Source organism: Micromonospora sonneratiae (assembly GCF_042679305.1).
Taxonomy (GTDB): Bacteria; Actinomycetota; Actinomycetes; order Mycobacteriales; family Micromonosporaceae; genus Micromonospora_H; species Micromonospora_H sonneratiae.
In genome coordinates this window covers 1-25398 of record NZ_JBHTMP010000045.1, presented here as the reverse complement: position 1 = coordinate 25398, position 25398 = coordinate 1, and the positions used below count along the sequence as shown (strand labels likewise).

Here is a 25398-nt window from a genome sequence, read left to right as displayed (position 1 = left end):
TCAGACGGCAACGGTCGACGGCAGGTCGTCCAGGGTGGAACCGCTGGCCAGCACCGTGCCGCCCTCGTCCACCAGGCAGAGTGCGGGGAAGCCGTTGATCGCGAACGCGCGGGAGACCGCGCCCCCGTCGGGCTCCACGACGACCCGGGCCACCGGCGTGAGCGCGGCGACCGATTCGGCGGCGTCCTCCGGCGTGCCCACCACCACCGCCAGTACCTGCGCCCGGCCGCCCGGCACGGTGCCCGCGTACCGGATGAACTCCGGCATCCGCTCCTTGCAGGGGGCGCAGTGCGGGGAGAAGAAGGAGACGACCGTACGGCCGGTCAGCAAATCCAGGGAGACCTGCGTACCGTCGGTGGTGTCGGCCACGAACTCGCCGACCGTCGCACCGGCCCGCAGGATGATGTCGGAGCCGTGGCGCAACTCGGACAGCTGCTCGGTGTGCTCCCGTAGCCTGCGGATCACCCCGAACGTCAGTAACAGGTTGAACAGACCGATGAGGCCGACGATGACCATCGCTACCAACACGTACGACATGTTCCGCTCCTAACGCGAACTCGGCTTGTGACCCACGGACCTGACGGGCCGGTCTGGCCCGCCGGACCGGAAGTCGAAGAGATCGACGATGTCGTCGAAGTGAACGACCAGCAGCGCCGCGGTCGCGCCACCGATGATCGCCAAGGTCGTACCCGCTGGGTGGAGCGCACCGGCGGGGGCCAGCAGCGCACCGGCCGCACCCACCAGCGCGATCACGATCAACAAACCGTTGCGGACCAGGTGACGACGGCTCACCGGCGCCGATCCCGGGCCGAAGCAGCGGCAGGTCACCCGCTGGCGCTGGCGCACCACGACGGCCAGGGCACCGGTCAGCACCAGCAGGAGTCCCACCGCCAAGCCGAAGCCGGCCACCGCCGTGACCGGAACCGCCACCAGCACCACGATGGCCGCCTCCGCCAGCACCACCAGGGCCGCCACCGGGCGGACGGCACCGGCCGGCAGGATGCCGAAGGCCCGCACCGAGCTGACGAACTCGGTGAACCGTTCCCGACCGCGCAGCTTGCTGAAGGCCGATACGAGGAACACGACAAGCAGCAGACAACGGGCGACTACAACCACGTACGTCACTTGATCAGGTTAGAGAACATCTATATGTACGCGCTACCCACGATCCACTGCTCCGGGCACCTGGGTGACTGAACCGGTACGGTCGGCCGGGTCGACGCGGTAACTCGGAGGCAGCTGGAGATCGGTTGTGCCTATCCTTGCCACGACATGCAGACGCCGCCCGCCTCCAGTGCCCGTACCGACCTTGCCGACGTTCGCTCCCGGCTAGCCGAGCTGACGTTCCGTGACCAGCGCCGAATCCAGCGCCGACTCGACGGCATCCGCAAGATCCGCGACCCGCAGCGGCGCGAGTCGGCCCTAGTCGAGATCGACGCGGAGCTGACCGCCGCGCAGGAGCGGCTGGCTGTTCGTCGGGCCGGTGTACCGGTGATCACCTACCCGGCGGGGCTGCCGGTCAGTGAGAAGAAGGACGAACTCCTGGCCGCGATCCGCGACCACCAGGTGGTGATCGTCGCGGGTGAGACCGGCTCCGGTAAGACGACCCAGCTTCCCAAGATCTGCCTGGAGCTGGGCCGGGGCGTACAGGGGCTGATCGGGCACACCCAACCTCGCCGGTTGGCTGCCCGTACGGTGGCCAACCGCATCGCCGAGGAGCTGGGCACCGAACTGGGTGACGTCGTCGGCTACAAGGTGCGCTTCACCGACCAGGTCAGCGACCGTACGCTGGTCAAGCTGATGACCGACGGCATCCTGCTGGCCGAGCTTCAGCAGGACCGGATGCTGCGCCAGTACGACACGCTGATCATCGACGAGGCCCACGAGCGCAGCCTCAACATCGACTTCATCCTCGGTTACCTGAAGCAGCTGCTCCCCCGCCGGCCCGACCTCAAGGTGATCATCACCTCGGCCACCATCGACCCGCAGCGCTTCTCCCGGCACTTCGGTGGAACACCGAGTAGCCAGGACAGCGGTGGAACACCGAACAGCCAGCACAGCGGTGGGACACCGAGCAGCCAGGTCGACGGAGACGCACCGGCCACCATCGACGGGGACGCATCCGTCGCCGTCAGCGGGGAAGCATGGGCCTTCGCCGGCGGGAACGCACCGGTCATCGAGGTGTCCGGGCGGACGTACCCGGTGGAGGTCCGCTACCGGCCGCTCGTGCTCGACGTCGAGGGCGAGGAGGGCGAGTCGGACGACGGGGACATCGTCCGCGATCAGGTGCAGGCGATCAGCGACGCGGTCGAGGAACTGGCCGCCGAGGGGCCGGGTGACATCCTGGTCTTCCTCAGCGGGGAACGGGAGATCCGGGACACCGCCGACGCGCTCGGCAAACTGGTCCAGGCCAGGCCCGCGCTGCGCGGCACCGAGATCCTCCCGCTGTACGCCCGGCTCTCCACCGCCGAGCAGCACCGGGTCTTCCAGGCACACACCGCCCGCCGGGTGGTGCTGGCCACCAACGTCGCCGAGACCTCCCTGACCGTGCCCGGCATCAAGTACGTCGTCGACCCGGGCACCGCCCGGATCTCCCGGTACAGCCACCGGTTGAAGGTGCAGCGGCTGCCGATCGAGCCGGTCTCCCAGGCGTCGGCCAACCAACGTAAGGGCCGCTGCGGGCGTACCTCGGACGGCATCTGCATCCGCCTCTACGACGAGCAGGACTTCCTGTCCCGGCCCGAGTTCACCGATCCCGAGATCCTGCGTACCAACCTCGCCTCGGTCATCCTCCAGATGACCGCGATCGGGCTGGGTGACATCGCCGCGTTCCCGTTCATCGACCCGCCGGACCGGCGCAACATCGCCGACGGGGTGAACCTGCTGCACGAGCTGGGCGCGTTGGAGCCGGCCACCGGCGACGCGGCTCGAACGCTGACCCCGCTGGGACGCAGGTTGGCGCAGCTGCCGGTCGACCCGAGGCTGGCCAGGATGGTCCTGGAGGGCGAGCGCAACGGCTGCGCCACCGACGTGGCGGTGATCGCCGCCGCCCTGTCGATCCAGGATCCGCGCGAGCGTCCGGCGGACCGGCAGGCGCAGGCCGACCAGGCCCACGCGCGCTTCACCGACAAGGAGTCGGACTTCGCCGCGCTGCTCAACCTCTGGCGCTATCTGCAGGAGCAGCAGAAGAGCCTCTCCTCCAGCGCGTTCCGCCGGATGTGTAAGGCCGAGTACCTCAACTACCTGCGGGTACGCGAGTGGCAGGACGTCTTCAGCCAACTCCGCCAGGTGCTGCGCACCCTCGACGACGGACCGCAACGGGGGCGGGCGGACCGTGCACCGCGGGGTGAGAGCAGAGCCAAGCGGCTGGAGGCGGACCAGGCCGATGGCGATGGCGAGATCGACACCCAGCGGATCCACCAGTCGCTGCTGGCCGGGCTGCTGTCCCACGTCGGCCTGAAGGACGCACAGAAGCACGAGTATCTCGGTGCCCGTGGCGCCCGGTTCGCCCTCTTCCCCGGTTCTGCCCTGTTCAAGAAGCCACCGCGTTGGGTGATGGCCGCCGAACTGGTGGAGACCTCCCGGCTGTGGGGCCGGGTCGCTGCCCGGGTGGAACCGGAGTGGGTCGAGGCCCTCGCCGGACATCTGGTCAAGCGCAGCTACAGCGAGCCGCACTGGGAGAAGAAGCAGGGCGCGGTGCTGGCGTACGAGCGGGTCACCCTGTACGGCATCCCGCTGGTCACCGGCCGCAAGGTCAACTTCGGTCGGATCGATCCGGCGCTCTCCCGTGAGTTGTTCATACGGCACGCACTGGTCGAGGGCGACTGGCAGACGCACCACAGCTTCTTCCACGACAACCGGGCCCTGCTGGACGAGGTCGGCGAGTTGGAGAACCGGGCCCGACGCCGGGACATCCTGGTCGACGACGAGACCCTGTTCGAGTTCTACGACCAGCGGGTCCCCGCCGACGTGGTCTCCGGACGGCACTTCGACACCTGGTGGAAGAAGGCCCGCCGCCAGCAGCCCGACCTGCTCACCTTCGACCGGGACATGCTGATCAATCAGGGTAGGGGCGCGGTCGACGCGGCCGACTACCCCAACTCCTGGCACTCCGAGGGCATCGCCCTGCCGTTGACCTACCGGTTCGAGCCGGGCACCGTCACCGACGGGGTGACCGTCGACATCCCACTGCCGCTGCTCAACCAGGTACCGGCCGAGAGCTTCGACTGGCAGGTGCCGGGGCTGCGCGAGGAGTTGGTCATCGCGCTGATCAGGTCGCTGCCGAAGGCCGTACGCCGCAACTTCGTCCCGGTGCCAGACTTCGCCCGGGCGGCGCTGGCGGCGATCCAGCCGGGTCAGGAACCGCTGCTCGACGCCCTCGCCCGGCAGTTGCGCCGGATGACCGGCGTGACCGTACCCCGGGACGCCTGGGATCTCGACCGGCTGCCCGCCCATCTGCGGGTCAACTTCCGGGTGGTCAACGACGAGCAGCAGCCGGTCGCCGAGGGCAAGGACCTGGCCGCGCTCCAGAAGCAGCTCAAGGCAGAGGTACGGCAGGTCGTGGCCGCCGCCGCACCGGACGTGCAGCGCACCGGGCTGCGGGAGTGGAGCATCGGCACCCTGGCCCGCTCGGTGGAGCAGAACCGGGCCGGTTACCTGGTCACCGCCTATCCCGCGCTGGTGGATGAGGGGGACAGCGTCGGGGTCCGGGCCTTCGAGACCGAGGCCGAGCAGCAGGCCGCGATGTGGGCGGGTACCCGTCGACTGCTCCGGCTCACGGTCGCCTCACCGGCGAAGTTCCTCCAGGGCCGGCTCTCCAACGAGGCGAAGCTGGCGCTGAGTCGTAATCCTCATCGGAGCGTCGTCGATCTGCTCGACGACGCCGCTGGTGCGGCGATCGACAAGCTGGTGGCCGACGCGGGTGGCCCGGCCTGGGACGCGGAGGGATTCGCCGCCCTGCGGGACCGGGTACGCGCCGACCTGGTGGACACGGTGGTCGAGGTGGTCGACCGGGTACGACGGGTGCTGTCGGCCGCGTACGCCGTCGAGCAGCGGTTGGGGCGGACCAACAGCCTGACCATGGTGGCGGCGCTGGCGGACATCCGGGCGCAGCTCACCGGGCTGGTGCACCGGGGCTTCGTCACCGAGACCGGCTGGGCCCGGCTGGCCGACGTGCCCCGCTACCTGGCCGCCATCGAAGGCCGGCTGGACAGGTTGCCGCAGAATCCGCAGCGGGATCGGGAGCAGCAGTCCCGGATCGAGCAGGTGCAGAAGGAATACCAGGAGATGCTGGCCGCGCTCCCCCAGTCCCGTCGCGGCGACGCCGCCGTACGGCAGATCCGGTGGATGATCGAGGAACTGCGGGTTAACGTCTTCGCCCAGGCACTCGGCACCCCGTATCCGGTCTCGGAGCAACGGATCTACCGGGCGATGGACCTGGCCGAAGGGCGATAGCCGAAGGGCAATACTTCCAATTCAACACTAACGTCTACCCTGTCTACCTTTATCGGACAGATAGGTTATTTCACGTTACGGTCATCGTGCCCAACGTTCCCCCGGTGTCCCCGCATCACGCGGAGCCGGAAGCGGTGCGAGGAGAAGCAGATGACACGGAGACTGACGGCGCTACTCGCCGCCGCAGGACTGGCCGTCGCCGCAGCGCTGGGTCCGGCCACACCGGCCCAGGCCCGGGACAAGCAGCAGCTCAAGGTCGCCACGTACAACATCTACCAGGGCGCTGACCTGACGCCCCTGGTCACGGCACCGACGCAACAGGAACTCGTCAGGCGGGCCGGGATCGCCTACGCCCAGGTGGTCGCCACCGACTTCCCCGCCCGCGCCCGGGCCATCTCTCGCCTGCTCAGGAAGGACCGCCCCAACGTCGTCGGCCTACAGGAGGTGGCGCTGTGGAAGAAGGGGCCGCTGGGTGGCCAACTCCAGGTCACCTACGACTTCCTGGACATCCTGCTGCGTGAGCTGCGCAGGGCCGGTCTGCACTACCGGGCCGCCGCGATCGACACCACGTTCAGTGGTGCGGTGCCGATCAGCGCCACCGAACAGGCAAGCTTCACGGACCGGGATGCGATCCTCGTACAGGACGGACTCCGGGTGACGAACGCACAGTCGCACCTCTACACCGCGAAACTCGTGGTCAACTCCCCGGCCGGGATCACCTTCACCATCCCGCGCGGCTGGTCGGCGGTGGACGTCGGTCTGGCCTACCAGCGAACCCGGGTCCGGGTCGCCACCACGCACCTGGAGCCCCAGGCGCCGGCCATCCGCAACGCCCAGGGGCAGGAGCTGTACGCGGCACTGGCGCAGTCGCCGTTGCCGGTCGTCGCGATCGGCGACTTCAACTCCCCGCCCACCGACGCGACGGGCCCGTACGGCACGTTCACCAACGGCGGCTATGCCGACGCCTGGCAGACCGTCCACGGCCCCGGCGACGGGTTCACCGCCACTCAGGACCCCGACCTCCGTAACCTGCCATCCAAACTGGACCGACGCATCGACTACGTCTTCTACCAGCGGACACCCCTGTCGGCGGTCTCCGCCCACCTGATCGGAAACCAGGTGCGGGACCGTACGCCCAACGGGCTCTGGCCCTCCGATCACGCCGGCCTGGTGGCAGCGCTACGCCTCAAGCCGGGGGTGCCCACCAAGGTCCCGGCCGGCCACCAGGGCGACGACCCCTCGCAGAGCACGCTCGGCGACTCGGGGACCGGTACCTCCTCCCCGGACGGGCAGTCCGCCGTCGGTCAGGAGCCAACCGGGGCGTGGGCAGGCGCGGCCAGCGAAACCCGGCACTCGGCCGGTCCCATTGCCGCCGCCCTCGCCGCTTCGGCCCTCACGCTGTCCGCTCTGGTGCTGACCGGGTGGCGTCGCTGGCCCGCGCGCCCACGGCGGAAACCCACCGACCGTTGAGCCGGACAACGGCCCGAAGGCCGCCGATGAACGTCCGGCTGAACCGCTCCCGGCCCGTCACCCGCCCGGCCCGCTCACTCGTCGCGGCGGTGACGGGCCTGGCCGGGGCAGCCATCCTGGTGTTGGTCGCGTCCGGCCCCGAGCCGCCCACCGCCGCCCCTCGGGCCGTAGCCACCGCCGCCCCTCGGGCCGTATCCACCGCTCCGGCCGGTGCCACCGCTCGGGCCGTAGCCACCGCCGGCTCGAACGTGGGGCACCCTGACCGCGCGGTGGCAACCGGCGAGGCCCCGGCAAGCGCCGGGCAGGCCGGTTTCCGGGGCCCACCGGACGAAACCCAGCAACTGCCCGGCCCGGCCGTACGGCTGCCGCAGGGCGGTACGGCCCGACTCGTACGCCGGGAGATCGGCCCGGACGGCACACTGCCCGTACCCGATGGCGTACGTGAGGCCACCTGGTGGGGGGCGGCCCTGAACGCCAGGGCCGGGGCAGTCGTGCTGGCCGGCCACGTGACCTGGCAGTCGACCACCGGCCCGTTCGCCGAACTCTGGCGGGCCGAATCCGGTGGGAACGTCGAGGTCGTCGACGAACGTGGACGTGCCCACCGGTACCGGATCAGCGAGGTGCACACCCTGTCCAAGAACGAACTGCCGCAGCGGGCACCCGACCTGTTCGGGCAGGAGGGTCCGCACCGGCTCGTACTCGTCACCTGCGGCGGTCGGTGGCTCGGTGGTGAGGTCGGCTACGAGTCCAATCGAGTAGTCGTCGCCCGGCCACGGTGAGGACGGATCCGACGCTCAGAACCCAATCAGAAGCTGTCGAAGAAGTCGTCGACGAAGTGCGGTAGCCCCGCGTAGTCAACCGCAGAGAACAGGCCGGTGAAGAGCAACAGGAGGGTGGGGAGTACCAACACGTACCCCAGGATCAGCCCGGCGAGAGCCATCCCGAATCCGCTGCTCTCGCCGCGACGGGTGTGGGCGATGCCGAGATGTCCGGTAACGATGGCCACGATCGGCGGGAGCCCACAGAGCAGGCAGCCGCCCACCGCGCTGAAGATGCCGGCGATCAGGCTCACGACGGCGACAGTCGAGGTCTGCGGACGCGGAACCGGAACCGGAACCGGAACCGGGTCGAGGTCAGGGGTCGGCGCTGGATCAGGACTGGGACCGGGTTCAGTCATGTCGAGCACTTTAGATTCATCGACACAGTCTCGCGTACCTCGCCCCGGACCGGCCTCGACCACTCACGAAACGGGTCCCCCGATCCCACCCTGACACCTCCTCGTGGCTGCCGCCTTTCGCAGCAGACTCGGTGATCAGGGCACCGGGTACGCCAGCCGGGCAACGTAGGGCCCATGGCGTACTGATCACGACTCGTCATCAGGCGGCATGCAACCGGTTGACCAGCTGTTGGACGGTGCTGGCTAACATGGCTGCCATGATCCACAGAGGCAGACCCGACGCTGGTGGCGGTTCGTTCTGGCGGCGGACCCTCTTCCCGGCCGCGCTACTGGTCGTCCTGCTCGGGGTCTTCTGCACCATCCCGATGGACGACGTGTCGCGCCTGGTCACCGGGCAACCGGCGACGGCCCAGGTCGAGCGCTGCGCGAAGGAGGGCAAGTACAACGTCTGCCGAGGCTCCTGGGTGTTCGACGACGGAGGCAGTGGGGCGGGAACCATCAGCGGTGTCGGCGGCGAGGACGTCGGAGGCACCGTCGACGTCTTCGCGGTCGACGACATGGCCACCACCAGCCGGCTCAGCTGGGCGACGACACCTGCGTTGTTCGGCTCGATCGCGGTGGCCCTGTTCGTCGGTATCTGCTGGAGCCGGCTCCGGAGACGGCCGACCACCGGTGTGTCGTACCCGCCCCGGGCCGGCCGGTAGGCCCCTCCCGGGGCACCCGAGTTGTTCGTGTGCCGGTGAGGCCTGAGGACTCGGCGGAACGAACCGGCCAGTGTGCCGCCTGAGACTGCGTCGGAGCGCGCTGGCACGCCGTACCCGATTTGCGCGGATCCCCGTGATCAGGGATGCGCCTGCCGACGCACCGGCGACACGCGAGACGTACTCCCCGGTCACGGAGATCTTGACGGTCGGGCGAAACGGTCCGCCACCAGGACTGTCGGAATAGCCTATCAATTCACTAGGATATCCTCAGTCGCTGACGATGATCGATGCGACGGGACGCCCTCCCCACCCTACCGAGGAGCCCGGATGACCCGATGGACCCCGGATCCGACCTTCTATCCATCGCCTCGGGACGCGGCGGGCGCGCCACCCGAGAAGCTCGCCTACGTCGCCGCGTTCGACCGTACCGCCGGTCGACCCGACGCGATCGCCGTCGTGGACACCGACCCGGACTCCACCTCCTACGGGCAGGTGGTCGGCTGGACGGACCTACCTCACCTTGGCGACGAGTTGCACCACTTCGGGTGGAACGCGTGTAGCAGCGCCCTCTGTCCGACCGCCCCGCACCCGCACGTCGAGCGCCGCTACCTGATCGTGCCCGGGTTGCGTTCGTCGCGAATCTACGTGCTGGACACCAAGGCCGATCCCCGCAAGCCCGAGGTGGTGAAGGTGATCCAGCCGGAGGAGCTGGCCGACCGCGCCGGCTACTCCCGCCCGCACACCATCCACTGTGGCCCTGACGGCATCTACGTCTCCGCGCTGGGTGGCGCCGACGGCCGCGACGGTCCGGGCGGCATCGCCATCCTCGACCACACCTCGTTCGAGGTCCGTGGGGCGTGGGAGGCCGACCGGGGACCGCAGTTCCTCGCGTACGACATGTGGTGGCACCTCAACCACGACGTGCTGGTCACCTCGGAGTGGGGCACGCCGTCCATGGTCGAGGACGGGATCGTCCCGGAGTTGCTCCTCGGTCGCCGGTACGGCCACGCCCTGCACTTCTGGGACCTGGCCCGTCGCCGTCATGTGCAGACCGTCGACCTCGGTGACCAGTACCAGATGACGCTGGAGCTGCGACCCGCACACGACCCGACGAAGACGTACGGCTTCGCCGGTGTCGTGGTCAACGTCGAGGACCTCTCCGCCTCGGTCTGGCTCTGGCACCGCGACGGCGAACGCTGGGCCGCCACCAGGGTCATCGACATTCCGGCCGAGCCGGCCGACCCGGCGGACCTGCCCGACCTGCTCAAGGGGTTCGGGGCCGTACCACCCCTGGTGACCGACATCGACCTCTCGGTCGACGACCGGTTCCTGTACGTCTCCTGTTGGGGCACCGGAGAACTGCGGCAGTACGACGTCAGTGATCCGTTCCACCCCGTGCAGACCGGGTCGGTACGCCTCGGCGGCATCGTCCGGCGTACCCCGCACCCGGCCGCGCCCACCGAGCCACTCTCCGGTGGGCCGCAGATGGTCGAGATCAGCCGGGACGGTCGACGGGTCTACGTCACCAACTCCCTCTACGGCTCCTGGGACGACCAGTTCTATCCGGACGGGGTCGGCGCGTGGCAGGCCAAGCTCGACGTGGACCCGGCCGAGGGTGGGCTGGCCCTGGACCACCGGTTCTTCCCCCACGGCGAGGACTTCCGGGGGCTGCGGGTGCACCAGACGCGTCTCCAGGGCGGCGATGCGTCGTCTGACTCGTACTGCTTCCCGTGACCTGGAGTCAGTTGGTCGCGCTGGCCGCGCTCGGGGCGTTCCACGGTCTCAACCCGGCGATGGGCTGGCTGTTCGCGGTCGCCCGTGGTCTACAGGAACGGAGCCGGGGCGCGCTGCTGCGCTCGCTGCCACCGATCGCGATCGGTCACCTCGCTTCGGTGGCGGTCGTGGCCAGCCTGGTCACGGCCACCCGCTCGGCCGGGGCGAGTACGGCGGTCGCGGTCGGCGGTGGGCTCGTACTCGTCGGCTTCGGCCTGTGGCGGCTGCTCTCCCAGCGGCACTTCCGGTGGGCCGGGATGCGCCTGTCGCTGGTCCAGCTCGGCGGTTGGTCGTTCCTGATGTCCTCGGTGCACGGTGCCGGACTGATGCTGCTGCCGGTGTTGCTGACCGGCCCGGCACCGGCTTCGGCCGACACGGGGCACGTCGGTCATCTGGCGGCGGCACCGGCCGGTGCGCTGACCGGACTGGCCGCCGCCGGTCTGCACACCGTCGCGATGTTCGGCACCGCACTGGTGCTGGCGCTGCTGGTCTACGAGGTGGTCGGGGTGGGGGTGCTGCGCCGGGCCTGGTTCAACGTGGACCGGCTCTGGGCCGGGGTGCTGGTCGCCGCCGGGCTGGTCACCCTGGCCACCACCCTCTGACCGGTGGCCCGGCCCGCAGCCGTGGTCCCGGATCAGTTCGTCGTGGCTGCCCGGTCAGTTCCCCTGGTACGGCGTCACCCGGAAGCCCGTGGCGATGTCCGGCCGGATACGCAACACACAGTCGCCCCGGTTCTCCACCCAGGGACGCAGCAACGACTCGTAGCGTGCCCGGTCCAGTGGGTCCCGGACGAGGCGGGCGACCCCGGTGATGACCACGCTCCACCCCGTACGACTGTCGGTGTCGATGTCGTCGGCTTCGTAGGCGACCACCGCTTCGGGCTGGTGGCCGACCGTGGTGGCGACCGACGAGGAGAGATTGGTCCGGATTACGACCTCTCCCCCGTCCAGGATGTGGTTCACCGGCCGGATCGCCGGCAACGCCCGCTGGGTGAACACCACCCGCCCCATGGGGACACTGGCCAGTAGCCGTAGGGCCTCCTGTCGAGGCAGTTCCTCCAGCATCCGCCGATCGTGCATCGCACTCCTTCGCCACGCCGCCTACCGAAGACTCGACCCGCCGACCAAGGGCGAAGGACGTGTCCGGACAGTCGAATCCGATTTCCAGACTGCCGGGACGAGGTGTCGCAGAAAAGGCCGAAGGGCCCGATCGGACGGGCCAAAGGTCCCGTGGCCCACACCCTGCGCGGCGAGTCAGCGAGTGACCATTCAGTCGTAACAACCAGCAACGGGTGGATGAGCAGGGCCACCGGTTCGCCAGCGAGTGGGAGATCAGCGGTGCACACTGCCAGAACCAGCATCCAGGTACCAGCGTCGAGCGGCAGCCCAGGAACGTCCACCCGCAGCGTACGGGTGCCGAAGCGGGACACCGCCGACCGGCCGTTCATCGTGATCTGGGAGGCGACACAGGCGTGCCCGCTGGCCTGCCGCCACTGCCGGGCCTCGGCCCGGCCGGACCGCGACCCCGGCGAGCTGACCACTGCCGAGGCGACCGACCTCATGGCCCAGGTGGCCGAGTTCGGCCGTCCGTCACCCCTGTTCGTCATCACCGGCGGTGACCCCTTCCAGCGCCCCGACCTGATGACGCTGGTACGCCGGGGCACCGAACTCGGGCTGCCGATGTCGGTCTCCCCGTCCGGCACGCCCACCCTCACCAGAGCGGCGCTCGCCGAGCTGCATCAGGCCGGCACCCGCGCCATCTCGCTGAGCCTGGACGCGGCCGGCGCGTCGGCCCACGACGGCTTCCGGGGCGTCGACGGCGTGTACGACCTGACCACCCGGGCCTGGGAGGACGCCATCGCGCTGGGCTTGAAGGTCCAGATCAACACGACCGTGACCCGGCAGAACGTCGGGGATCTGCCCGACATCGCCGCCCAGGTACGCGACCGAGGCGCCCTGCTGTGGAGCGTGTTCTTCCTGGTCCCCACCGGCCGGGGGCGGGCCCTGCTGGCGCTCGACGCCAACGAGACCGAGGATGTGCTCAACGTCCTGTACGACCTGGGCGAGAACGTGCCGGTCAAGACCACCGAGGCGCACCACTTCCGGCGGGTCTGCCTGCAACGAGCCGTACTGGCCCGCCATGGCGTACCGCCGGCTGAGGCGCTCGGCCTCGGCCCGCTGTACCACCAGCTTCGGGGTCGACTCGACGAGTTGGCCCTCACCGACCAGCCACGCCGAACCCGCCGAGCTCCGCTACAGGTGAGTGCCGGCAACGGCTTCGTCTTCATCTCCCACCGTGGCGAGGTTCACCCCAGCGGGTTCCTCCCGGTGGACGCCGGCAACGTACGGCAGCAACGGCTGGTCGACATCTACCGCACCGGTGAGCTCTTCACCAGCCTGCGTGACCCGGGCCGGCTACAGGGCCGGTGCGGCGACTGCGAGTTCCGGACCGTGTGTGGTGGCTCCCGGGCCCGGGCGTACGCGGTGACCGGCGACCTGTACGCCGAAGAACCGGCCTGTAGCTACCGCCCCGGGTCGTTCCCCTACCTCGCCGACCTGACCGAGGTGCTGCCGTGACCGCTGACGATCGCCCCAGCGGCGGTACGGGTTCCGACGCCGGTGCAAGGCCCGGCCGGGCCGCGCGCCCGGGCAGCGACAAGCCGATCGTCTACTCCTGCTCGGGCTGTTCCAGTGCCGCTCAGCTGGCCAACGCCCTGGCGATCAGGCTCGATCGACTGGAGGCCGCAGAGATGTCCTGCATAGCGGGCCTGGGCGGGGACGTGCCCTCCCTGTTACGCCTTGCCCGGTCCGGCCGACCGATCCTGGCGCTGGACGGCTGTCCGCTGGTCTGCGTACAGGCAACGCTGGGTCGACACGGGATCACACCGGACAGCCATGTCATCCTCAGCCGGTACGGCATTCGCAAGCGTCGACACGCCGACTTCGACGAACAGGATGCGCAACGGCTGCTGCCGGTGGTGGTCACCGCTGCCAGCGCCCTCACCGCTTCCACGCACGGCGGACAGCAGCCTGGACCTGGCGGACCGCAGCCCGAACCCGGCGAGCAGCAGCCCGGAGCCGGCGGACAGCGGCCCGAACCCGACGAACGGTAGACCGGAGGACGACCTGTGGCTGAACCGGGCGGCGTGGAACGGGTGGCCTGAGACGACGGGCAGCCCGGGCTGCCCGTAGAAGTCGCCACGACGGGACCTGTGGCCAGCCGATCCCGGGACGTCGGGCTCTGCCCGCCGGCTGCACCCGGTCGGACCATTGACGACATGGTTTCGATCATTCTCACGATCACCGGCATAGTGCTTCTCGTAGCTGGTCCGATCATCGCGGTCCGTGGTCTCGCCGGCCGCAGAGCCATCATCCAGGAGCTGGCGGAGCAGCGGATCTCCTTCCCGGCCAGGGAGGAACTGCCCGACAGGTTGGCCCGCTACGCCGGTGCGCAGGTGCGCACCGGCGACCAGGCGAAGGCGTACTCGGACCTCATCGCGGCGCACGTGACGAAGGCCACCGGCGGACGCACCTACGCGGAGATCGCCGACGAGTTGAAGACGAGCGGACGGACCGACGAACGACTCGCCAAGTTGCGGGAGATGGCCTTCATGGGGCAGACGCTGCGTGGCGCGCTGCTCGGCGCCTACCAGGCCTGGCAGATCACCCTGCTGGCCCTCGGCCTGGCCGGGCTGTTCACCATCACGGGGTTGGCGTTCCTGGCCTGGGCCCTGCTGGGGTAGTGGTCGCGAACAGTGGTGTGCTGAGGTAACGCTCGCCGGTGTCCGGGAGTACCACCACCACGGTGGCACCGGCGTACTCGGGCCGCTGCGCCACGACGTGGGCGGCGTGCAGGGCAGCACCGCCGGACACCCCGACCAGCAGCCCCTCGACGCGGGCCAACCTGCGGGCAGCGTTCCGGGCCTGCTCCACGTCGACGCACAGCACCTCGTCGTAGACACTCCGGTCGAGCACCTCGGGCACGAAACCCGCACCGATGCCCTGGATGCCGTGGGGACCCGCGGCACCGCCGGTGAGCACCGGGGACTCGGCCGGCTCCACCGCGACCACCCGCAACGCCGGATTCCTCTCCTTGAGCACCTGGCCCACCCCGGTGATGGTTCCGCCCGTACCGACGCCGCCGACGAAGACGTCGACGTCCCCCCTGGTATCGGACCAGATCTCCTGGGCGGTGGTCCGCCGGTGCGCCTGCGGGTTGGCGGGGTTGTCGAACTGGCGGGGTAGGAACGCCCCCTGCTCGTCGGCGATCGTCAGGGCGCGGCGTACCGCACCGGCCATTCCTTCGGCCGCCGGGGTCAGGACCAGTTGCGCACCGTACGCCGCCAGCAGGCTGCGCCGTTCCAGGCTCATGCTCTCGGGCATGGTCAGGGTGAGGCGATAGCCCCGCGCGGCGGCGACCATGGCCAGGCCGATACCGGTGTTTCCGCTGGTGGCCTCCACGATCGACGCACCCGGGGTGAGTTCGCCGCTGGCCTCGGCGTCGTCGACGATGGCCAGCGCGATGCGGTCCTTCACGCTGCCGCCCGGGTTCGCCGACTCCAGCTTCGCCAGCAGCCGAGCGGGTAGCTCGTCGGCGAAGCGCGCCAGTCGCACCATCGGGGTGTAGCCGATCAACTCAGTCACATTTTGATAGATCATCGCGATTCCTCCTGGATTACCGATGTCGGGTAGGGGCGGTCAGGTTGGCGGGGATGGCGCGGCGGCGTCCAGGCATGGGGTACGCGGATCCGAGCGCCGGCTGGCACGTCGCCGAGCACGAGACAGTGCGCTCCGACCTGCGCGTCGTCGCCGACGTGGACCGGGCCGAGCAGCGTGGCGCCGACGCCGAGCACGACCCGGTTGCCGACGGTGGGATGCCGCTGGCTGGCTTTGCCGTCGGTCCACCAGCCGCGTCCGCCGAGGGTGACCCGGTGGTACATGGTCACGTCGTCGCCGATCCGGGCGGTCTCGCCGATGACGACCCCGGCACCGTGGTCGATGAACAGCCGACGACCGATCCGCGCCCCGGGATGGATCTCGACGCCGGTGAGCAGCCGGGTCAGTTGGGAGATCAGCCGGGGTAGGAACGGCACCCGCCAGCGGTGCAGACGATGTGCCAGCCGGTACGCGCCCACCGCCCACAGACCGGGGTAGAGCAGTACTTCGAGCACTGCGATGCCGTACAGGGCCGGGTCGCGACGGCACGCTGAACGCAGGTTGTCGAGCATGTTGGGTTCCTCAGCGAAAGGCCGCGCGGAGGCTCGCGCGGCCGGATGCGGTGACGAGGGGAGATCGGCGTACGGGAACGCCGTCGGCAGCGAAGATCAGGCCGACGCGTCGATGCTGGCCTCGGATGGGGCAGTCAGCGGGCAGGACACCACTCGTCGAAGACGCGGCGCACATGACAGCCGCTCATCGGTACGGCGAATCGGCAGCCGGCCATCCGGCACAGGGTGCGCGATTCGTTCATGCGAGTGACGTTACGGCGAAACAACGGCCGGATTCAGGGCCCAAGGTCCCGCCGCCGCGTCGGTACCGGTCGTCCCCTGCGCCGCTACCCGGTGGTCCGGTGCGCCGACGGGCATGGTCCGGTCCAAGGGACATCAGTGCGCCGACGGGCGCGGTCCGGTCCAAAGGACATCCGACGACGGGACCTATGACTCTTCCGCACCGGGGGGCCGGGCCAGCACGCTGCACACGGCGAGTGGGGGGTCTGCGGGGCAGCCGCAGCACAGACATGGTGGTCGTGTCCCGGGACACGGCGACAGGGGGAGCAAGGATGGCGAATGGCGTGTTGGGCGCGGCGATGCCCGGCCGTACCCAGGGAGTGCTGGCGGATGTTTGGGGCCGTTCCGTCGCCCGCGACGTGGTCCTGGTCGTCGGCGCTGCCACCCTGGTAGGAGCTGCCGCGCAGGTCGCGCTCCCGCTGCCCGGATCGCCGGTTCCGGTCACCGGACAGACGTTCGCCGTGCTGGTCGCCGGGGCGGCGCTGGGACCGGTGCGTGGCGCAGCCGGCATGCTGCTGTACGTCGTGGCCGGCAGCCTCGGCGTGCCCTGGTTCGCTGGCGGCACCGCCGGACTGGGCACCGCCACCCTCGGCTACTCGCTCGGTTTCGTACTGGCCGCCGCACTCGTCGGCCGGCTGGCGGCAGCCGGAGCCGACCGGAAGCCGTGGCGCACCCTCGGTCTGATGGCGGTTGGCAACGCCCTGATCTACCTGGTCGGCGTACCGTGGCTGGCCATCGTGACGGGTACTGACCTGCCCGGGGCACTGGCGCTGGGCCTGGTTCCGTTCCTGATCGGGGACGCGGCCAAGGCACTGCTGGCCGCCGGTCTGCTGCCGTCGGCCTGGCGGCTGATGCACCGACTGACCGGGCAGTCCGCCGACGACCAGCGGGTCCGCTGATGTCCGCCGCAGGGGCACCGGCCATGGTCGATCCCCCGGTGGTCATCCAGGGCGGAATGGGTGTCGGCATCTCGGGATGGCGGCTCGCCCGGGCGGTGGCGCGGACGGGCCAACTCGGCGTCGTCTCCGGTGTCGCTCTCGACGTACTGCTGGCCCGCCGGTTGCAACACGGCGACGACGACGGCCACATCCGGCGGGCCCTGGCCCACTTCCCGGTTCCGGCCGTCGCGCAGCGCGTACTCGACCGGTACTTCATGCCCGACGGCATACCGGACGACCAGCCGTTCCGGCCGGTGCCGAGGATCGGCCTGCGGAACCGCCGCCACCAGGAGGAGTTGGCGGTGGTCGCCAACTTCGTCGAGGTCTTCCTGGCCAAGGAGGGGCATGACGGCCCGGTCGGGGTGAACTACCTGGAGAAGATGCAGCTGGCCACCCCGGCAGCGATGTACGGGGCCATGTTGGCCGGGGTGGACTACGTGCTCATGGGCGCCGGCCTGCCCACCGAGATACCGCAGTTGCTGGACACCCTGAGCGTCCACGCCCCGGCCCGGCTGTCCGTCACGGTGCACGGCGCCGCCCCGGGCGAGACGCACCACGTGGCCCTCGATCCGCCGGACCTGCTCGGTGAGGTGCCCGGCGTACTGCGGCGACCGAGGCTACTGGCGATCGTGTCGTCCGCCACGCTGGCCATCTACCTGGCCCGGGACCCGGCCACCCGGCCTGAGGGTTTCGTCCTGGAGGGCCCGGTCGCCGGTGGGCACAGTGCCCGACCCCGGGGTCCGCTGACCCTCAACGCCGACGGGGAGCCGGTGTACGGGCCACGGGACCGCCTCGACCTGGAAAAGGTCGCGAAGTTGGGGCTGCCGTTCTGGCTGGCCGGCGGCCAGACCGGCCCGGAGCGGCTGGCCGAGGCCCGGGCAGCCGGTGCCGCCGGGGTGCAGGTGGGCACGGCCTTCGCGTTGTGCCGTGAATCGGGCCTGGATCCGGTCCTGCGCCTCCGGATGCTGCGGGACGCGGCCCACGACGCCCTGGTCGTACGCAACGATGCCCGGGCCTCTCCCACCGGGTTCCCGTTCAAGCTGGTGCACCTGTCGGGCACCGTCGCCGACGCGGACGTCTACGCGGACCGGCCGCGTAACTGCGACCTGGGATACCTGCGTACGCCGTACCGCCGCGCCAACGGTGCGGTCGGCTACCGCTGTCCGGCCGAGCCGGTCGACCAGTACGTCCGTAAGGGCGGGTCGGTGGAGGAGACGACGGGCAGCCACTGTCTGTGCAACGGTCTCGTCGCCACGATCGGGCTGGGCCAGCGACGCCCCGACGGCTACACCGAGCCGCAACTGGTGACGCTCGGGCAGGACCTCGCCTTCCTGACCCAACTGACCCGACCGGGCGACGACTACAGCGCCGCCGACGTCGTCGCGTACCTGCTCGGCGAAGTACGGTGTTGACGAGGTACCGGAATGAGTCCCGCCATGAACCAGTCGACCGGCGTGCCGGTCCGGTGGCGGCTGCCCGTACTGGCCGCCGCCGGCATCGCGCTGATGACCGGGCTGTACGCGGCGCTGCTGCTGCTCGGTGTGTCGGTGCCGGCGGCTCCGCGGCCGGTGGAGCAGGTGCACGGTCCGCTCATGGTCCTGGGCTTCGTCGGCACCCTGATCGCACTGGAACGGGCGGTCGCCCTCGGCGCCCGGTGGGGGTTGCTGGCGCCGGCCTGCTCCGGCCTCGGCGGTCTGGTCCTGGTGGTGACCGGGGCCACCCTGCCCGGCAAGGCGCTGCTGATGACCGCATCGGTGGTCCTGCTCGGCATCTACCGGGCGCTGTGGCGTCGGCAGCAGAGCGTGGCGTTGCTGGCCCAGGCCACCGGGGCGTTCGCCTGGTATTCGGCGACCCTGCTGTGGCTGGCCGGCTTCCCGGTCGCGGAGATCGTGCCGTGGCTGGCCACGTTCGTCGTGGCGACGATCGCGGGTGAGCGGCTGGAACTGGCCCATGTCGCGCTCCGGCACCGTGCCGCGCAGGGTTGGTTCGTCGCCGCCCTGGGCGCGCTGGTGACCGGTGCGACGGCGGCCACGGTGTGGCCGTCGACCGGAACCCACCTCTTCGGCGTGGGGCTCCTCGCCGTGGTCGCCTGGCTGGCCGTCTTCGACGTCGCCCGACGTACGGTGCGTGCCACCGCCCTGCCCCGTTACGTGGCCGTGGGACTGCTGGCCGGGTACGTCTGGCTGGCGCTGGCCGGCCTGCTCTGGGCCGGTGCCGGGGTCACGGTCGACGGCACCCGGTACGACGCCACCCTGCACGCCCTCTTCCTCGGCTTCACCATGTCGATGATCTTCGTCCACGCGCCGGTGATCCTGCCCGCCGTGCTACGCCGCCCCCTGCCCTACCACCGGCTGCTCTACGTGCCACTGGTCCTGCTGCACGTCTCGTTGCTGGCGCGGATCGGCCTCGGTGACGCGCTCGCCGTGGAACCGGTCTGGCGGTGGGCCGGGGTGGCGAACGTGGCATCGGTGCTGACCTTCGTCGCGTGCGCCGTCGCGCTGTCCGTAACGCGTCGGCGGTCCGTACGCAGGTCCGCCGGGTCCGTACGCCGATCCGCCGTCGCCGGGGCCAGCCTCCGCTGACCGGTTCAGCTCGGCGACAGGGCCTCCACCCCGGGTGGCAGGCTGCCCTGTTCGGCCGAGGTACGCACGTAGTCGAGCAGGATCCGACGAAGGGCCCGCGCCGCGTTGGTCGGTTCGGCCTCCCGTCGCCGGGCGAGGGCGATCGTGCGCTCGACCCCCGGAGGCGCGATCTGGGTTACCCGGAGGCCGGTCAGTTGGCTGGTCACGATGCCCGGGACCAGGGCCACGCCCAGGCCGGCCGCGACGAAGCTGAGTACGGCGTCCATCTCACCGCCGTCGACGGCCAGCGTCGGCTCGAAGCCGACCCGCCGGCAGGCCTGGATCGTGACGTCCCGTAGGTCGTAGCCGGCGCGGAACATGACCAACGGCTGCTCCCGTAGGTCGGTGAGGCGTACGGTGCCGGTCGCACTGGTCGCGGGCAGCCGGTCAACCGAGGCGACCACCAGACTCTCCCGCAGGATCGCTTCGGTCCGCAGCGCCGGGTCTGGTCCGTGGGTCGGCAGGATGACCAAGGCCAGGTCCAACGAGCCACGGACCAGCGCCCGTACGAGGTCCTGCGATCCGCTCTCCTCCACCCGCAGGTCGATGTTGGGGTGGGCGTCCCGGAACTGGCGCAGCGCCTCGGGGACCAGCGAGGTGCACAGGCTCGGGGTGGCCCCGAGGCGGACCCGACCACGGCGCAGTCCGACGAGTTCCTGGACCTCGCGGCGGGCGGTGTCCACGTCCACCAGGATCCGTTTGGCGAGGGGCAGCAGGGCCTCGCCGGCGGCGGTGAGGGTGATGTTTCCCCTTACCCGCTCGAAGAGAGGGGTGCCGAGGTCGGTCTCCAGGGCGTGAATTTGCTTACTCAACGACGGCTGGGTGATGCCCACAACATCGGCCGCATGGGTGAAATGTCGTAGTTCTGCGACCGCTACGAAGTACCTCAGCTGATGGAGTTGCATCTTCATAGCTTATAGCTATCGTAACTACGCTTACGATGCATTGGACGACTGATTACAGCTCTCCTAGCGTCAGATGAGTGGTAATCATGTCCCGTTCGCCGCTTCGTTCCTCGATCGGCCTCAAGATCGTCATGGCGGTGACCGGCATCGCTCTGGTGCTCTTCCTCATCGCGCACATGTTGGGCAACCTGAAGGTGTTCGCCGGCCAGACGTCCTTCGATCACTATGCGCACTGGCTACGGCAACTCGGTGCCCCGATCCTGCCCGGCACCTGGTTCATCTGGATCCAGCGGATCCTGCTGCTGGTCGCAGTGATCGCGCACATCGCCGCGGCCACCGCGCTGGCCGTACGCGCGAAGGCCGCCCAGCCGGTCCGGTATGCCCACCGTCGCCCGGTACGGACCAGCTACGCGGCCCGGACCATGCGCTGGGGTGGCGTGATCATCCTGCTCTTCGTGATCTACCACATCCTGGACCTCACCACCGGCACGCTCAACCCGCTCGGTGACCCGGATCGGCCGTTCGCCAACGTGGTCGCGGACTTCGCCCCGAGCCGCTGGTACGTGACGCTCTTCTACACCCTGGCGGTCGTCGCGCTCGGGTTCCACCTGCGCCACGGCGTCTACAGCGCGCTGCGCAGCCTCGGCCAGCAGACCCCACGCGGTCAACGCACCGCCAAGGCCTTCGCCCTCGTCTTCGCCATCGTGCTTTGCGCCGGCTTCCTGGCGGTTCCTTTCGCCGTACTCACCGGATTGGTGCGCTGATCATGAACCTCTACACCGAAGGCGACCCGATCGCCGACACCAAGGCACCGGACGGGCCGATCGAAACCCGCTGGGACCGCCGCCGCTTCAACGCCAAGCTGGTCAACCCGTCCAACCGCCGCAAGCTGACCGTCATCGTGGTCGGCACCGGGCTGGCCGGCGGTTCGGCCGCCGCCACCCTCGGCGAGCTGGGCTACCAGGTGAAGTCCTACTGCTACCAGGACAGCCCGCGCCGGGCCCACTCGATCGCCGCGCAGGGCGGCATCAACGCGGCCAAGAACTACCGCAACGACGGCGACTCGATCCACCGGCTCTTCTACGACACCGTCAAGGGCGGCGACTTCCGGGCCCGGGAGTCCAACGTGCACCGGCTGGCCGAGGTCTCGGTGGAGATCATCGACCAGTGCGTGGCGCAGGGTGTGCCGTTCGCCCGGGAGTACGGCGGCCTGCTCGACACCCGCTCCTTCGGCGGCGCGCAGGTGCAGCGGACCTTCTACGCCCGGGGACAAACCGGACAGCAGCTGCTGCTCGGGGCGTACCAGGCGCTGGAACGGCAGATCGCCCGGGGCACCGTGGAGATGAACTCCCGCCACGAGATGCTCGAACTCATCGTGGTCGACGGCCGGGCCCGGGGAATCGTCGTCCGTGACATGGTCACCGGCGAGATCACCACCGACTTCGCCGACGCGGTCGTGCTGGCCTCCGGCGGTTACGGCAACGTCTTCTACCTCTCCACCAACGCCAAGGGCTGCAACGTCACCGCGACCTGGCGGGCACACCGCAAGGGTGCTCTCTTCGCCAACCCCTGCTACACCCAGATCCACCCGACCTGCATCCCGGTCTCCGGCGACCACCAGTCGAAGCTGACCCTGATGAGCGAGTCGCTGCGTAACGACGGCCGGGTGTGGGTGCCGAAGGAGGTCGGCGACAAGCGCTCCCCGAAGGACATCCCGGAGAACGAGCGCGACTACTACCTGGAGCGGATCTACCCCGCCTTCGGCAACCTGGTCCCCCGGGACATCGCCTCCCGGGCCGCCAAGAACGTCTGTGACGAGGGACGCGGCGTCGGCCCGACCGGCCTCGGCGTCTACCTCGACTTCGCCGACGCGATCAACCGGCTCGGCCGGTCGGTCGTCGCCGAACGATACGGCAACCTGTTCGACATGTACCAGCGGATCACCGGCGAGAACCCGTACGAGGTGCCGATGCGGATCTATCCGGCGGTGCACTACACGATGGGTGGCCTGTGGGTCGACTACGACCTCCAGTCGACCATCCCCGGGCTCTACGTGATCGGCGAGGCCAACTTCTCCGACCACGGCGCCAACCGGCTCGGGGCGTCCGCCCTGATGCAGGGTCTGGCCGACGGCTACTTCGTCCTGCCCAACACCATCTCCGACTACCTCTCGGCCGGCCCGTTCGCGCCGATCGACGAGAGCACCCCCGAGGTGGCGCAGGCCCGGGCCGACGTCGAGGACCGGGTCAGCCGGCTGCTGGCGATCAACGGTGACCGCACCGTCGACTCGTTCCACCGGGAACTCGGCCGAATCATGTGGGAACACTGCGGCATGGAGCGGACCGACGCCGGCCTGCGCAAGGCGCTGGACGAGATCCGCGCCCTGCGGGAGCAGTTCTGGCAGCGGGTCAAGGTGCCCGGCACCGGTGAGGGCCTCAACCAGGCGCTGGAGAAGGCCGGCCGGGTCGCCGACTTCTTCGAGTTGGCCGAGCTGATGTGCATCGACGCCCTGCACCGTACCGAGTCCTGTGGTGGCCACTTCCGGGGGGAGAGCCAGACCCCCGAGGGCGAGGCACAGCGCGACGACGCCCACTTCAGCTACGTCGCCGCCTGGGAGTTCACCGGTGCCGACCAGCCGCCGGTGCTGCACAAGGAAGACCTGGTCTTCGAATACGTCCACCCCACTCAGCGGAGCTACAAGTGAACCTGACCCTTCGTATCTGGCGACAGGCCGGCCCCGAGGACCGGGGTCAGATGGTCACCTATCAGGTCCCGGACGTCTCCCCGGACATGTCGTTCCTGGAGATGCTCGATGTCCTCAACGAGCGCCTGACCCTGGACGGCGAGGAACCGGTCGCCTTCGACCACGACTGCCGGGAAGGCATCTGCGGTGCCTGCAGCCTGGTCATCAACGGTGAGCCGCACGGTCCGGAGCGGGCCACCACCACCTGCCAGCTGCACATGCGGCACTTCTCCGACGGCGAGACGATCGACATCGAGCCGTGGCGGGCCAAGGCGTTCCCGGTGATCAAGGACCTCGTCGTCAACCGGGACGCGTTCGACCGGATCATCGCGGCCGGTGGCTACATCACCGCACCGACCGGCAGTGCGCCGGAGGCGCACGCGCAGCCGGTGGCGAAGGCCAACGCCGACGCCGCGTTCGAGAACGCCGCCTGCATCGGCTGCGGTGCCTGCGTCGCCGCCTGCCCGAACGGTTCCGGCATGCTGTTCACCGCCGCCAAGGTCAGCCAACTGGGCCTACTGCCGCAGGGGCAGCCGGAGCGGTACACCCGGGTCATCGGCATGATGGCCGAGCACGACGCCGCCGGCTTCGGCGGGTGCACCAACATCGGCGAGTGCGCGGTCGCCTGCCCGAAGGAGATCCCGCTGACCAGCATCGGCCGGCTCAACCGTGACTTCCTGAAGGCAGCCGCCATCCGCAACGACACGCCCGGGACGTAGCCGTACGACGACACACCCGGAACACGGTCGGGACCTTCGACCGTCCACATAGCTCTGATCTGGCCGTACCGGGCCAGCCGATGGCCGATGGCCGCCCGCCGGGGCGGACATCGGCCATCATTTCGCCTATCGTCGCCCGCAGCACCATCACGGGGAACCTTCCGGAACGGGAGTGGCGATTTGGCAACCGGAATCAACCGCAGGTCCGCGCTGGGGATCGGTACGGCGGCGACCGCGGGTGTCGTGCTCGGCTCAGCAACGCCGGCCTCGGCCGGCCCGAGGAGAAACGAAGTGCCGGTCAACACAACGCCTGCGCAGCGGGTACAGGTCGCCTATCAGCAGGCAGCGAGTTGGGCGGGCGGCAACTGGCGGACCTACATCAGCATCACCGATCCGGCGGGCACGGCCGTTCCGACCGTGGAGAAGAACCCGGACGCGGTGGTCCAGGCATACAGCGTGAACAAGATCGCGGTCGCCGCCGCGGTGCTGGACAAGGTCGACCGGGGCCTGATCACGCTCGACCAGCGGATCGACGTGACCTCCACCCTGGTCATCCCGGGTGGCGACGGCATCTTCAGCCTCGACGGCGCGTACCCCAGCTCAGTGACGGTAGGCCACGGGCTCGCCGCGCTGCTGACCGTCTCGGACGACACCGCCGTCCGGATCTGTGGTCTGGTCTGCCCGACCCTGGAAATCAACCAGATCCTGGCGGGCAAGGGCTTCCCGCAGACACAGGTCCAACCGGGGTCCAGCCCCAACCGGTTCTTCCTCGGTGTCACCACGCCCCGGGAGACGCACAACCTGCTGCGGGCGCTGGTCGACGGCACCCTGCTCTCGGCGGCGTCGACCAACCACCTGTTGACCGTGCTGCGCTCCCCCATCTCGTTCACCGACGGCATCCGCCACAACATGTCGTCCGACGAACGGGCCCGGGTCGCCACCAAGGCCGGGTGGTACGCCGACGGCCGTAACGAGGCCGGCATCATCTTCAACCAGGCCGGCGCGCCGGTGCTGACGTACGCGATGTTCGCCGACGGGCAGACGGACCCGGACAACTACGGTGCCACCCACCCGGTCCGGCGGGCGTGCGCGGCGATGGGACGCCAGTTCATCACCGCGGTCGCCGACCTGCCCTCCGCCGCCCGCGTGGCGCACCGGGCCACGGTGTACCGCCCGACCAACGGCGGTTAGTACGACGGCTGGCCGGTCCCGCTGTCCGGCCGACTGCGGGACCAGCCAGCCCCCGGTGACTACCGTTGGGGCGACAGGGGGTGACACCGATGCGGGTGGGATTCGGCGCGGGCATGGCACGGGCCCGCCGACGCCGGCGCACCCGGCAGCTGCTGACCGTGGCCGGGCTCGCCGCTGCGGTCTGGGCGGTCCGGGAC

The 25398-nt window shown here is 69.9% G+C and carries 23 protein-coding genes and 1 pseudogene; 17 read left to right on the top strand and 7 right to left on the bottom strand.

Annotated features, from left to right (window positions below):
* Positions 1 to 537 carry a TlpA family protein disulfide reductase gene (locus ACFQ4H_RS24635; RefSeq protein ID WP_377574636.1) on the bottom strand — a complete coding sequence of 179 codons (537 nt, stop codon included), beginning with the start codon at positions 535 to 537 and terminating at the stop codon, positions 1 to 3.
* Positions 538 to 546: 9 nt separating this feature from the next.
* Positions 547 to 1125, bottom strand: coding sequence for a MauE/DoxX family redox-associated membrane protein (locus ACFQ4H_RS24630; protein WP_377574633.1), 579 nt, complete (start codon positions 1123 to 1125; stop codon positions 547 to 549).
* Positions 1126 to 1272: 147 nt separating this feature from the next.
* On the opposite strand from ACFQ4H_RS24630, the pseudogene ACFQ4H_RS24625 reads away from it, so the two are divergent.
* The 4 genes and pseudogenes from ACFQ4H_RS24625 to ACFQ4H_RS24610 form a co-directional block, all read left to right on the top strand.
* A pseudogene (locus tag ACFQ4H_RS24625) lies at positions 1273 to 2046 on the top strand (DEAD/DEAH box helicase); the annotation flags it as partial.
* Positions 2047 to 2106: 60 nt separating this feature from the next.
* On the top strand, positions 2107 to 5454 hold the full coding sequence (gene hrpA, locus ACFQ4H_RS24620; RefSeq protein ID WP_377574718.1) for an ATP-dependent RNA helicase HrpA: 3348 nt from the start codon (positions 2107 to 2109) through the stop codon (positions 5452 to 5454).
* A 150-nt stretch (positions 5455 to 5604) separates the two neighbouring features.
* Complete coding sequence (locus tag ACFQ4H_RS24615; RefSeq protein WP_377574630.1) at positions 5605 to 6924, top strand: endonuclease/exonuclease/phosphatase family protein; 1320 nt, start codon at positions 5605 to 5607, stop codon at positions 6922 to 6924.
* A 26-nt stretch (positions 6925 to 6950) separates the two neighbouring features.
* A complete protein-coding gene (locus tag ACFQ4H_RS24610; RefSeq protein WP_377574627.1) occupies positions 6951 to 7703 on the top strand; it encodes a class F sortase in 753 nt (250 codons plus the stop codon).
* A 26-nt stretch (positions 7704 to 7729) separates the two neighbouring features.
* Here ACFQ4H_RS24610 and ACFQ4H_RS24605 read toward each other — a convergent pair whose 3' ends face one another.
* Positions 7730 to 8101, bottom strand: a complete 372-nt coding sequence (locus tag ACFQ4H_RS24605) for a DUF4190 domain-containing protein (RefSeq protein WP_377574624.1) — start codon at positions 8099 to 8101, stop codon at positions 7730 to 7732.
* Positions 8102 to 8358: 257 nt separating this feature from the next.
* Here ACFQ4H_RS24605 and ACFQ4H_RS24600 point away from each other — a divergent pair, with 257 nt between their 5' ends.
* From ACFQ4H_RS24600 to ACFQ4H_RS24590, 3 genes are all read left to right on the top strand, one after another.
* The gene (locus tag ACFQ4H_RS24600; RefSeq protein WP_377574622.1) at positions 8359 to 8805 is read left to right on the top strand and encodes a hypothetical protein; all 447 of its coding nucleotides are present in this window, start codon (positions 8359 to 8361) and stop codon (positions 8803 to 8805) included.
* Positions 8806 to 9132: 327 nt separating this feature from the next.
* A complete protein-coding gene (locus ACFQ4H_RS24595; protein WP_377574619.1) occupies positions 9133 to 10539 on the top strand; it encodes a selenium-binding family protein in 1407 nt (468 codons plus the stop codon).
* A complete protein-coding gene (locus ACFQ4H_RS24590) occupies positions 10536 to 11180 on the top strand; it encodes a hypothetical protein (protein WP_377574617.1) in 645 nt (214 codons plus the stop codon). Before ACFQ4H_RS24595 ends, ACFQ4H_RS24590 begins: the two co-directional genes overlap by 4 nt.
* A 54-nt stretch (positions 11181 to 11234) precedes the next feature.
* Here the strand turns inward: ACFQ4H_RS24590 and ACFQ4H_RS24585 are convergent, their stop codons facing one another.
* Positions 11235 to 11657: a pyridoxamine 5'-phosphate oxidase family protein gene (locus tag ACFQ4H_RS24585; protein WP_377574614.1), complete on the bottom strand. Its 423-nt coding sequence runs from the start codon at positions 11655 to 11657 to the stop codon at positions 11235 to 11237.
* A gap of 333 nt (positions 11658 to 11990) precedes the next feature.
* Between ACFQ4H_RS24585 and ACFQ4H_RS24580 the strand changes: the two genes are divergently transcribed.
* From ACFQ4H_RS24580 to ACFQ4H_RS24570, 3 genes are all read left to right on the top strand, one after another.
* Complete coding sequence (locus ACFQ4H_RS24580; protein WP_377574715.1) at positions 11991 to 13154, top strand: TIGR04053 family radical SAM/SPASM domain-containing protein; 1164 nt, start codon at positions 11991 to 11993, stop codon at positions 13152 to 13154.
* A complete protein-coding gene (locus ACFQ4H_RS24575) occupies positions 13151 to 13690 on the top strand; it encodes a putative zinc-binding protein (RefSeq protein ID WP_377574611.1) in 540 nt (179 codons plus the stop codon). Before ACFQ4H_RS24580 ends, ACFQ4H_RS24575 begins: the two co-directional genes overlap by 4 nt.
* A 165-nt stretch (positions 13691 to 13855) precedes the next feature.
* On the top strand, positions 13856 to 14320 hold the full coding sequence (locus tag ACFQ4H_RS24570) for a hypothetical protein (protein ID WP_377574609.1): 465 nt from the start codon (positions 13856 to 13858) through the stop codon (positions 14318 to 14320).
* On the opposite strand, the gene cysK is transcribed toward ACFQ4H_RS24570, so the two are convergent.
* Both cysK and epsC read right to left on the bottom strand, forming a co-directional pair.
* On the bottom strand, positions 14280 to 15236 hold the full coding sequence (cysK, locus tag ACFQ4H_RS24565; protein WP_377574606.1) for a cysteine synthase A: 957 nt from the start codon (positions 15234 to 15236) through the stop codon (positions 14280 to 14282). The genes ACFQ4H_RS24570 and cysK overlap by 41 nt on opposite strands.
* On the bottom strand, positions 15233 to 15805 hold the full coding sequence (gene epsC / locus ACFQ4H_RS24560) for a serine O-acetyltransferase EpsC (RefSeq protein ID WP_377574603.1): 573 nt from the start codon (positions 15803 to 15805) through the stop codon (positions 15233 to 15235). Before epsC ends, cysK begins: the two co-directional genes overlap by 4 nt.
* Positions 15806 to 16356: 551 nt before the next feature.
* On the opposite strand from epsC, the gene ACFQ4H_RS24555 reads away from it, so the two are divergent.
* From ACFQ4H_RS24555 to ACFQ4H_RS24545, 3 genes are read left to right on the top strand one after another with little or no spacing between them, the layout of a single operon-like run.
* Complete coding sequence (locus tag ACFQ4H_RS24555; RefSeq protein WP_377574601.1) at positions 16357 to 16983, top strand: biotin transporter BioY; 627 nt, start codon at positions 16357 to 16359, stop codon at positions 16981 to 16983.
* Entirely contained in the window at positions 16983 to 18434 is a 1452-nt protein-coding gene (locus ACFQ4H_RS24550) for a nitronate monooxygenase (RefSeq protein ID WP_377574598.1), read from the top strand. Before ACFQ4H_RS24555 ends, ACFQ4H_RS24550 begins: the two co-directional genes overlap by 1 nt.
* Positions 18435 to 18458: 24 nt before the next feature.
* Complete coding sequence (locus ACFQ4H_RS24545; RefSeq protein ID WP_377574594.1) at positions 18459 to 19604, top strand: hypothetical protein; 1146 nt, start codon at positions 18459 to 18461, stop codon at positions 19602 to 19604.
* A 5-nt stretch (positions 19605 to 19609) separates the two neighbouring features.
* Here the strand turns inward: ACFQ4H_RS24545 and ACFQ4H_RS24540 are convergent, their stop codons facing one another.
* Positions 19610 to 20554, bottom strand: coding sequence for a LysR family transcriptional regulator (locus tag ACFQ4H_RS24540; protein ID WP_377574591.1), 945 nt, complete (start codon positions 20552 to 20554; stop codon positions 19610 to 19612).
* A gap of 80 nt (positions 20555 to 20634) precedes the next feature.
* Between ACFQ4H_RS24540 and ACFQ4H_RS24535 the strand changes: the two genes are divergently transcribed.
* The 4 genes from ACFQ4H_RS24535 to ACFQ4H_RS24520 all read left to right on the top strand — a co-directional run bounded on the left by ACFQ4H_RS24535 (position 20635) and on the right by ACFQ4H_RS24520 (position 25201).
* Positions 20635 to 21312: a succinate dehydrogenase cytochrome b subunit gene (locus tag ACFQ4H_RS24535; RefSeq protein ID WP_377574588.1), complete on the top strand. Its 678-nt coding sequence runs from the start codon at positions 20635 to 20637 to the stop codon at positions 21310 to 21312.
* Between the two features lie 2 nt (positions 21313 to 21314).
* Positions 21315 to 23252: a fumarate reductase/succinate dehydrogenase flavoprotein subunit gene (locus ACFQ4H_RS24530; protein ID WP_377574585.1), complete on the top strand. Its 1938-nt coding sequence runs from the start codon at positions 21315 to 21317 to the stop codon at positions 23250 to 23252.
* Positions 23249 to 24010: a succinate dehydrogenase/fumarate reductase iron-sulfur subunit gene (locus ACFQ4H_RS24525; protein WP_377574582.1), complete on the top strand. Its 762-nt coding sequence runs from the start codon at positions 23249 to 23251 to the stop codon at positions 24008 to 24010. Before ACFQ4H_RS24530 ends, ACFQ4H_RS24525 begins: the two co-directional genes overlap by 4 nt.
* Positions 24011 to 24301: 291 nt before the next feature.
* Positions 24302 to 25201, top strand: a complete 900-nt coding sequence (locus ACFQ4H_RS24520; protein ID WP_377574579.1) for a serine hydrolase — start codon at positions 24302 to 24304, stop codon at positions 25199 to 25201.
* The last annotated feature ends 197 nt before the right edge of the window (positions 25202 to 25398 follow it).

Coding starts and splice junctions, on each gene's coding strand:
- ACFQ4H_RS24570 (WP_377574609.1), top strand. CDS start 13,856: ATGGTTTCGATCATTCTCACGATCACCGGCATAGTGCTTCTCGTAGCT.
- ACFQ4H_RS24535 (WP_377574588.1), top strand. CDS start 20,635: ATGTCCCGTTCGCCGCTTCGTTCCTCGATCGGCCTCAAGATCGTCATG.
- ACFQ4H_RS24550 (WP_377574598.1), top strand. CDS start 16,983: ATGTCCGCCGCAGGGGCACCGGCCATGGTCGATCCCCCGGTGGTCATC.
- ACFQ4H_RS24530 (WP_377574585.1), top strand. CDS start 21,315: ATGAACCTCTACACCGAAGGCGACCCGATCGCCGACACCAAGGCACCG.
- ACFQ4H_RS24635 (WP_377574636.1), bottom strand. CDS start 537: ATGTCGTACGTGTTGGTAGCGATGGTCATCGTCGGCCTCATCGGTCTG.
- ACFQ4H_RS24540 (WP_377574591.1), bottom strand. CDS start 20,554: ATGAAGATGCAACTCCATCAGCTGAGGTACTTCGTAGCGGTCGCAGAA.
- ACFQ4H_RS24600 (WP_377574622.1), top strand. CDS start 8,359: ATGATCCACAGAGGCAGACCCGACGCTGGTGGCGGTTCGTTCTGGCGG.
- ACFQ4H_RS24585 (WP_377574614.1), bottom strand. CDS start 11,657: ATGCACGATCGGCGGATGCTGGAGGAACTGCCTCGACAGGAGGCCCTA.
- epsC (WP_377574603.1), bottom strand. CDS start 15,805: ATGCTCGACAACCTGCGTTCAGCGTGCCGTCGCGACCCGGCCCTGTAC.
- ACFQ4H_RS24555 (WP_377574601.1), top strand. CDS start 16,357: ATGGCGAATGGCGTGTTGGGCGCGGCGATGCCCGGCCGTACCCAGGGA.
- ACFQ4H_RS24605 (WP_377574624.1), bottom strand. CDS start 8,101: ATGACTGAACCCGGTCCCAGTCCTGATCCAGCGCCGACCCCTGACCTC.
- ACFQ4H_RS24595 (WP_377574619.1), top strand. CDS start 9,133: ATGACCCGATGGACCCCGGATCCGACCTTCTATCCATCGCCTCGGGAC.
- ACFQ4H_RS24615 (WP_377574630.1), top strand. CDS start 5,605: ATGACACGGAGACTGACGGCGCTACTCGCCGCCGCAGGACTGGCCGTC.
- cysK (WP_377574606.1), bottom strand. CDS start 15,236: ATGATCTATCAAAATGTGACTGAGTTGATCGGCTACACCCCGATGGTG.
- ACFQ4H_RS24545 (WP_377574594.1), top strand. CDS start 18,459: ATGAACCAGTCGACCGGCGTGCCGGTCCGGTGGCGGCTGCCCGTACTG.
- ACFQ4H_RS24610 (WP_377574627.1), top strand. CDS start 6,951: ATGAACGTCCGGCTGAACCGCTCCCGGCCCGTCACCCGCCCGGCCCGC.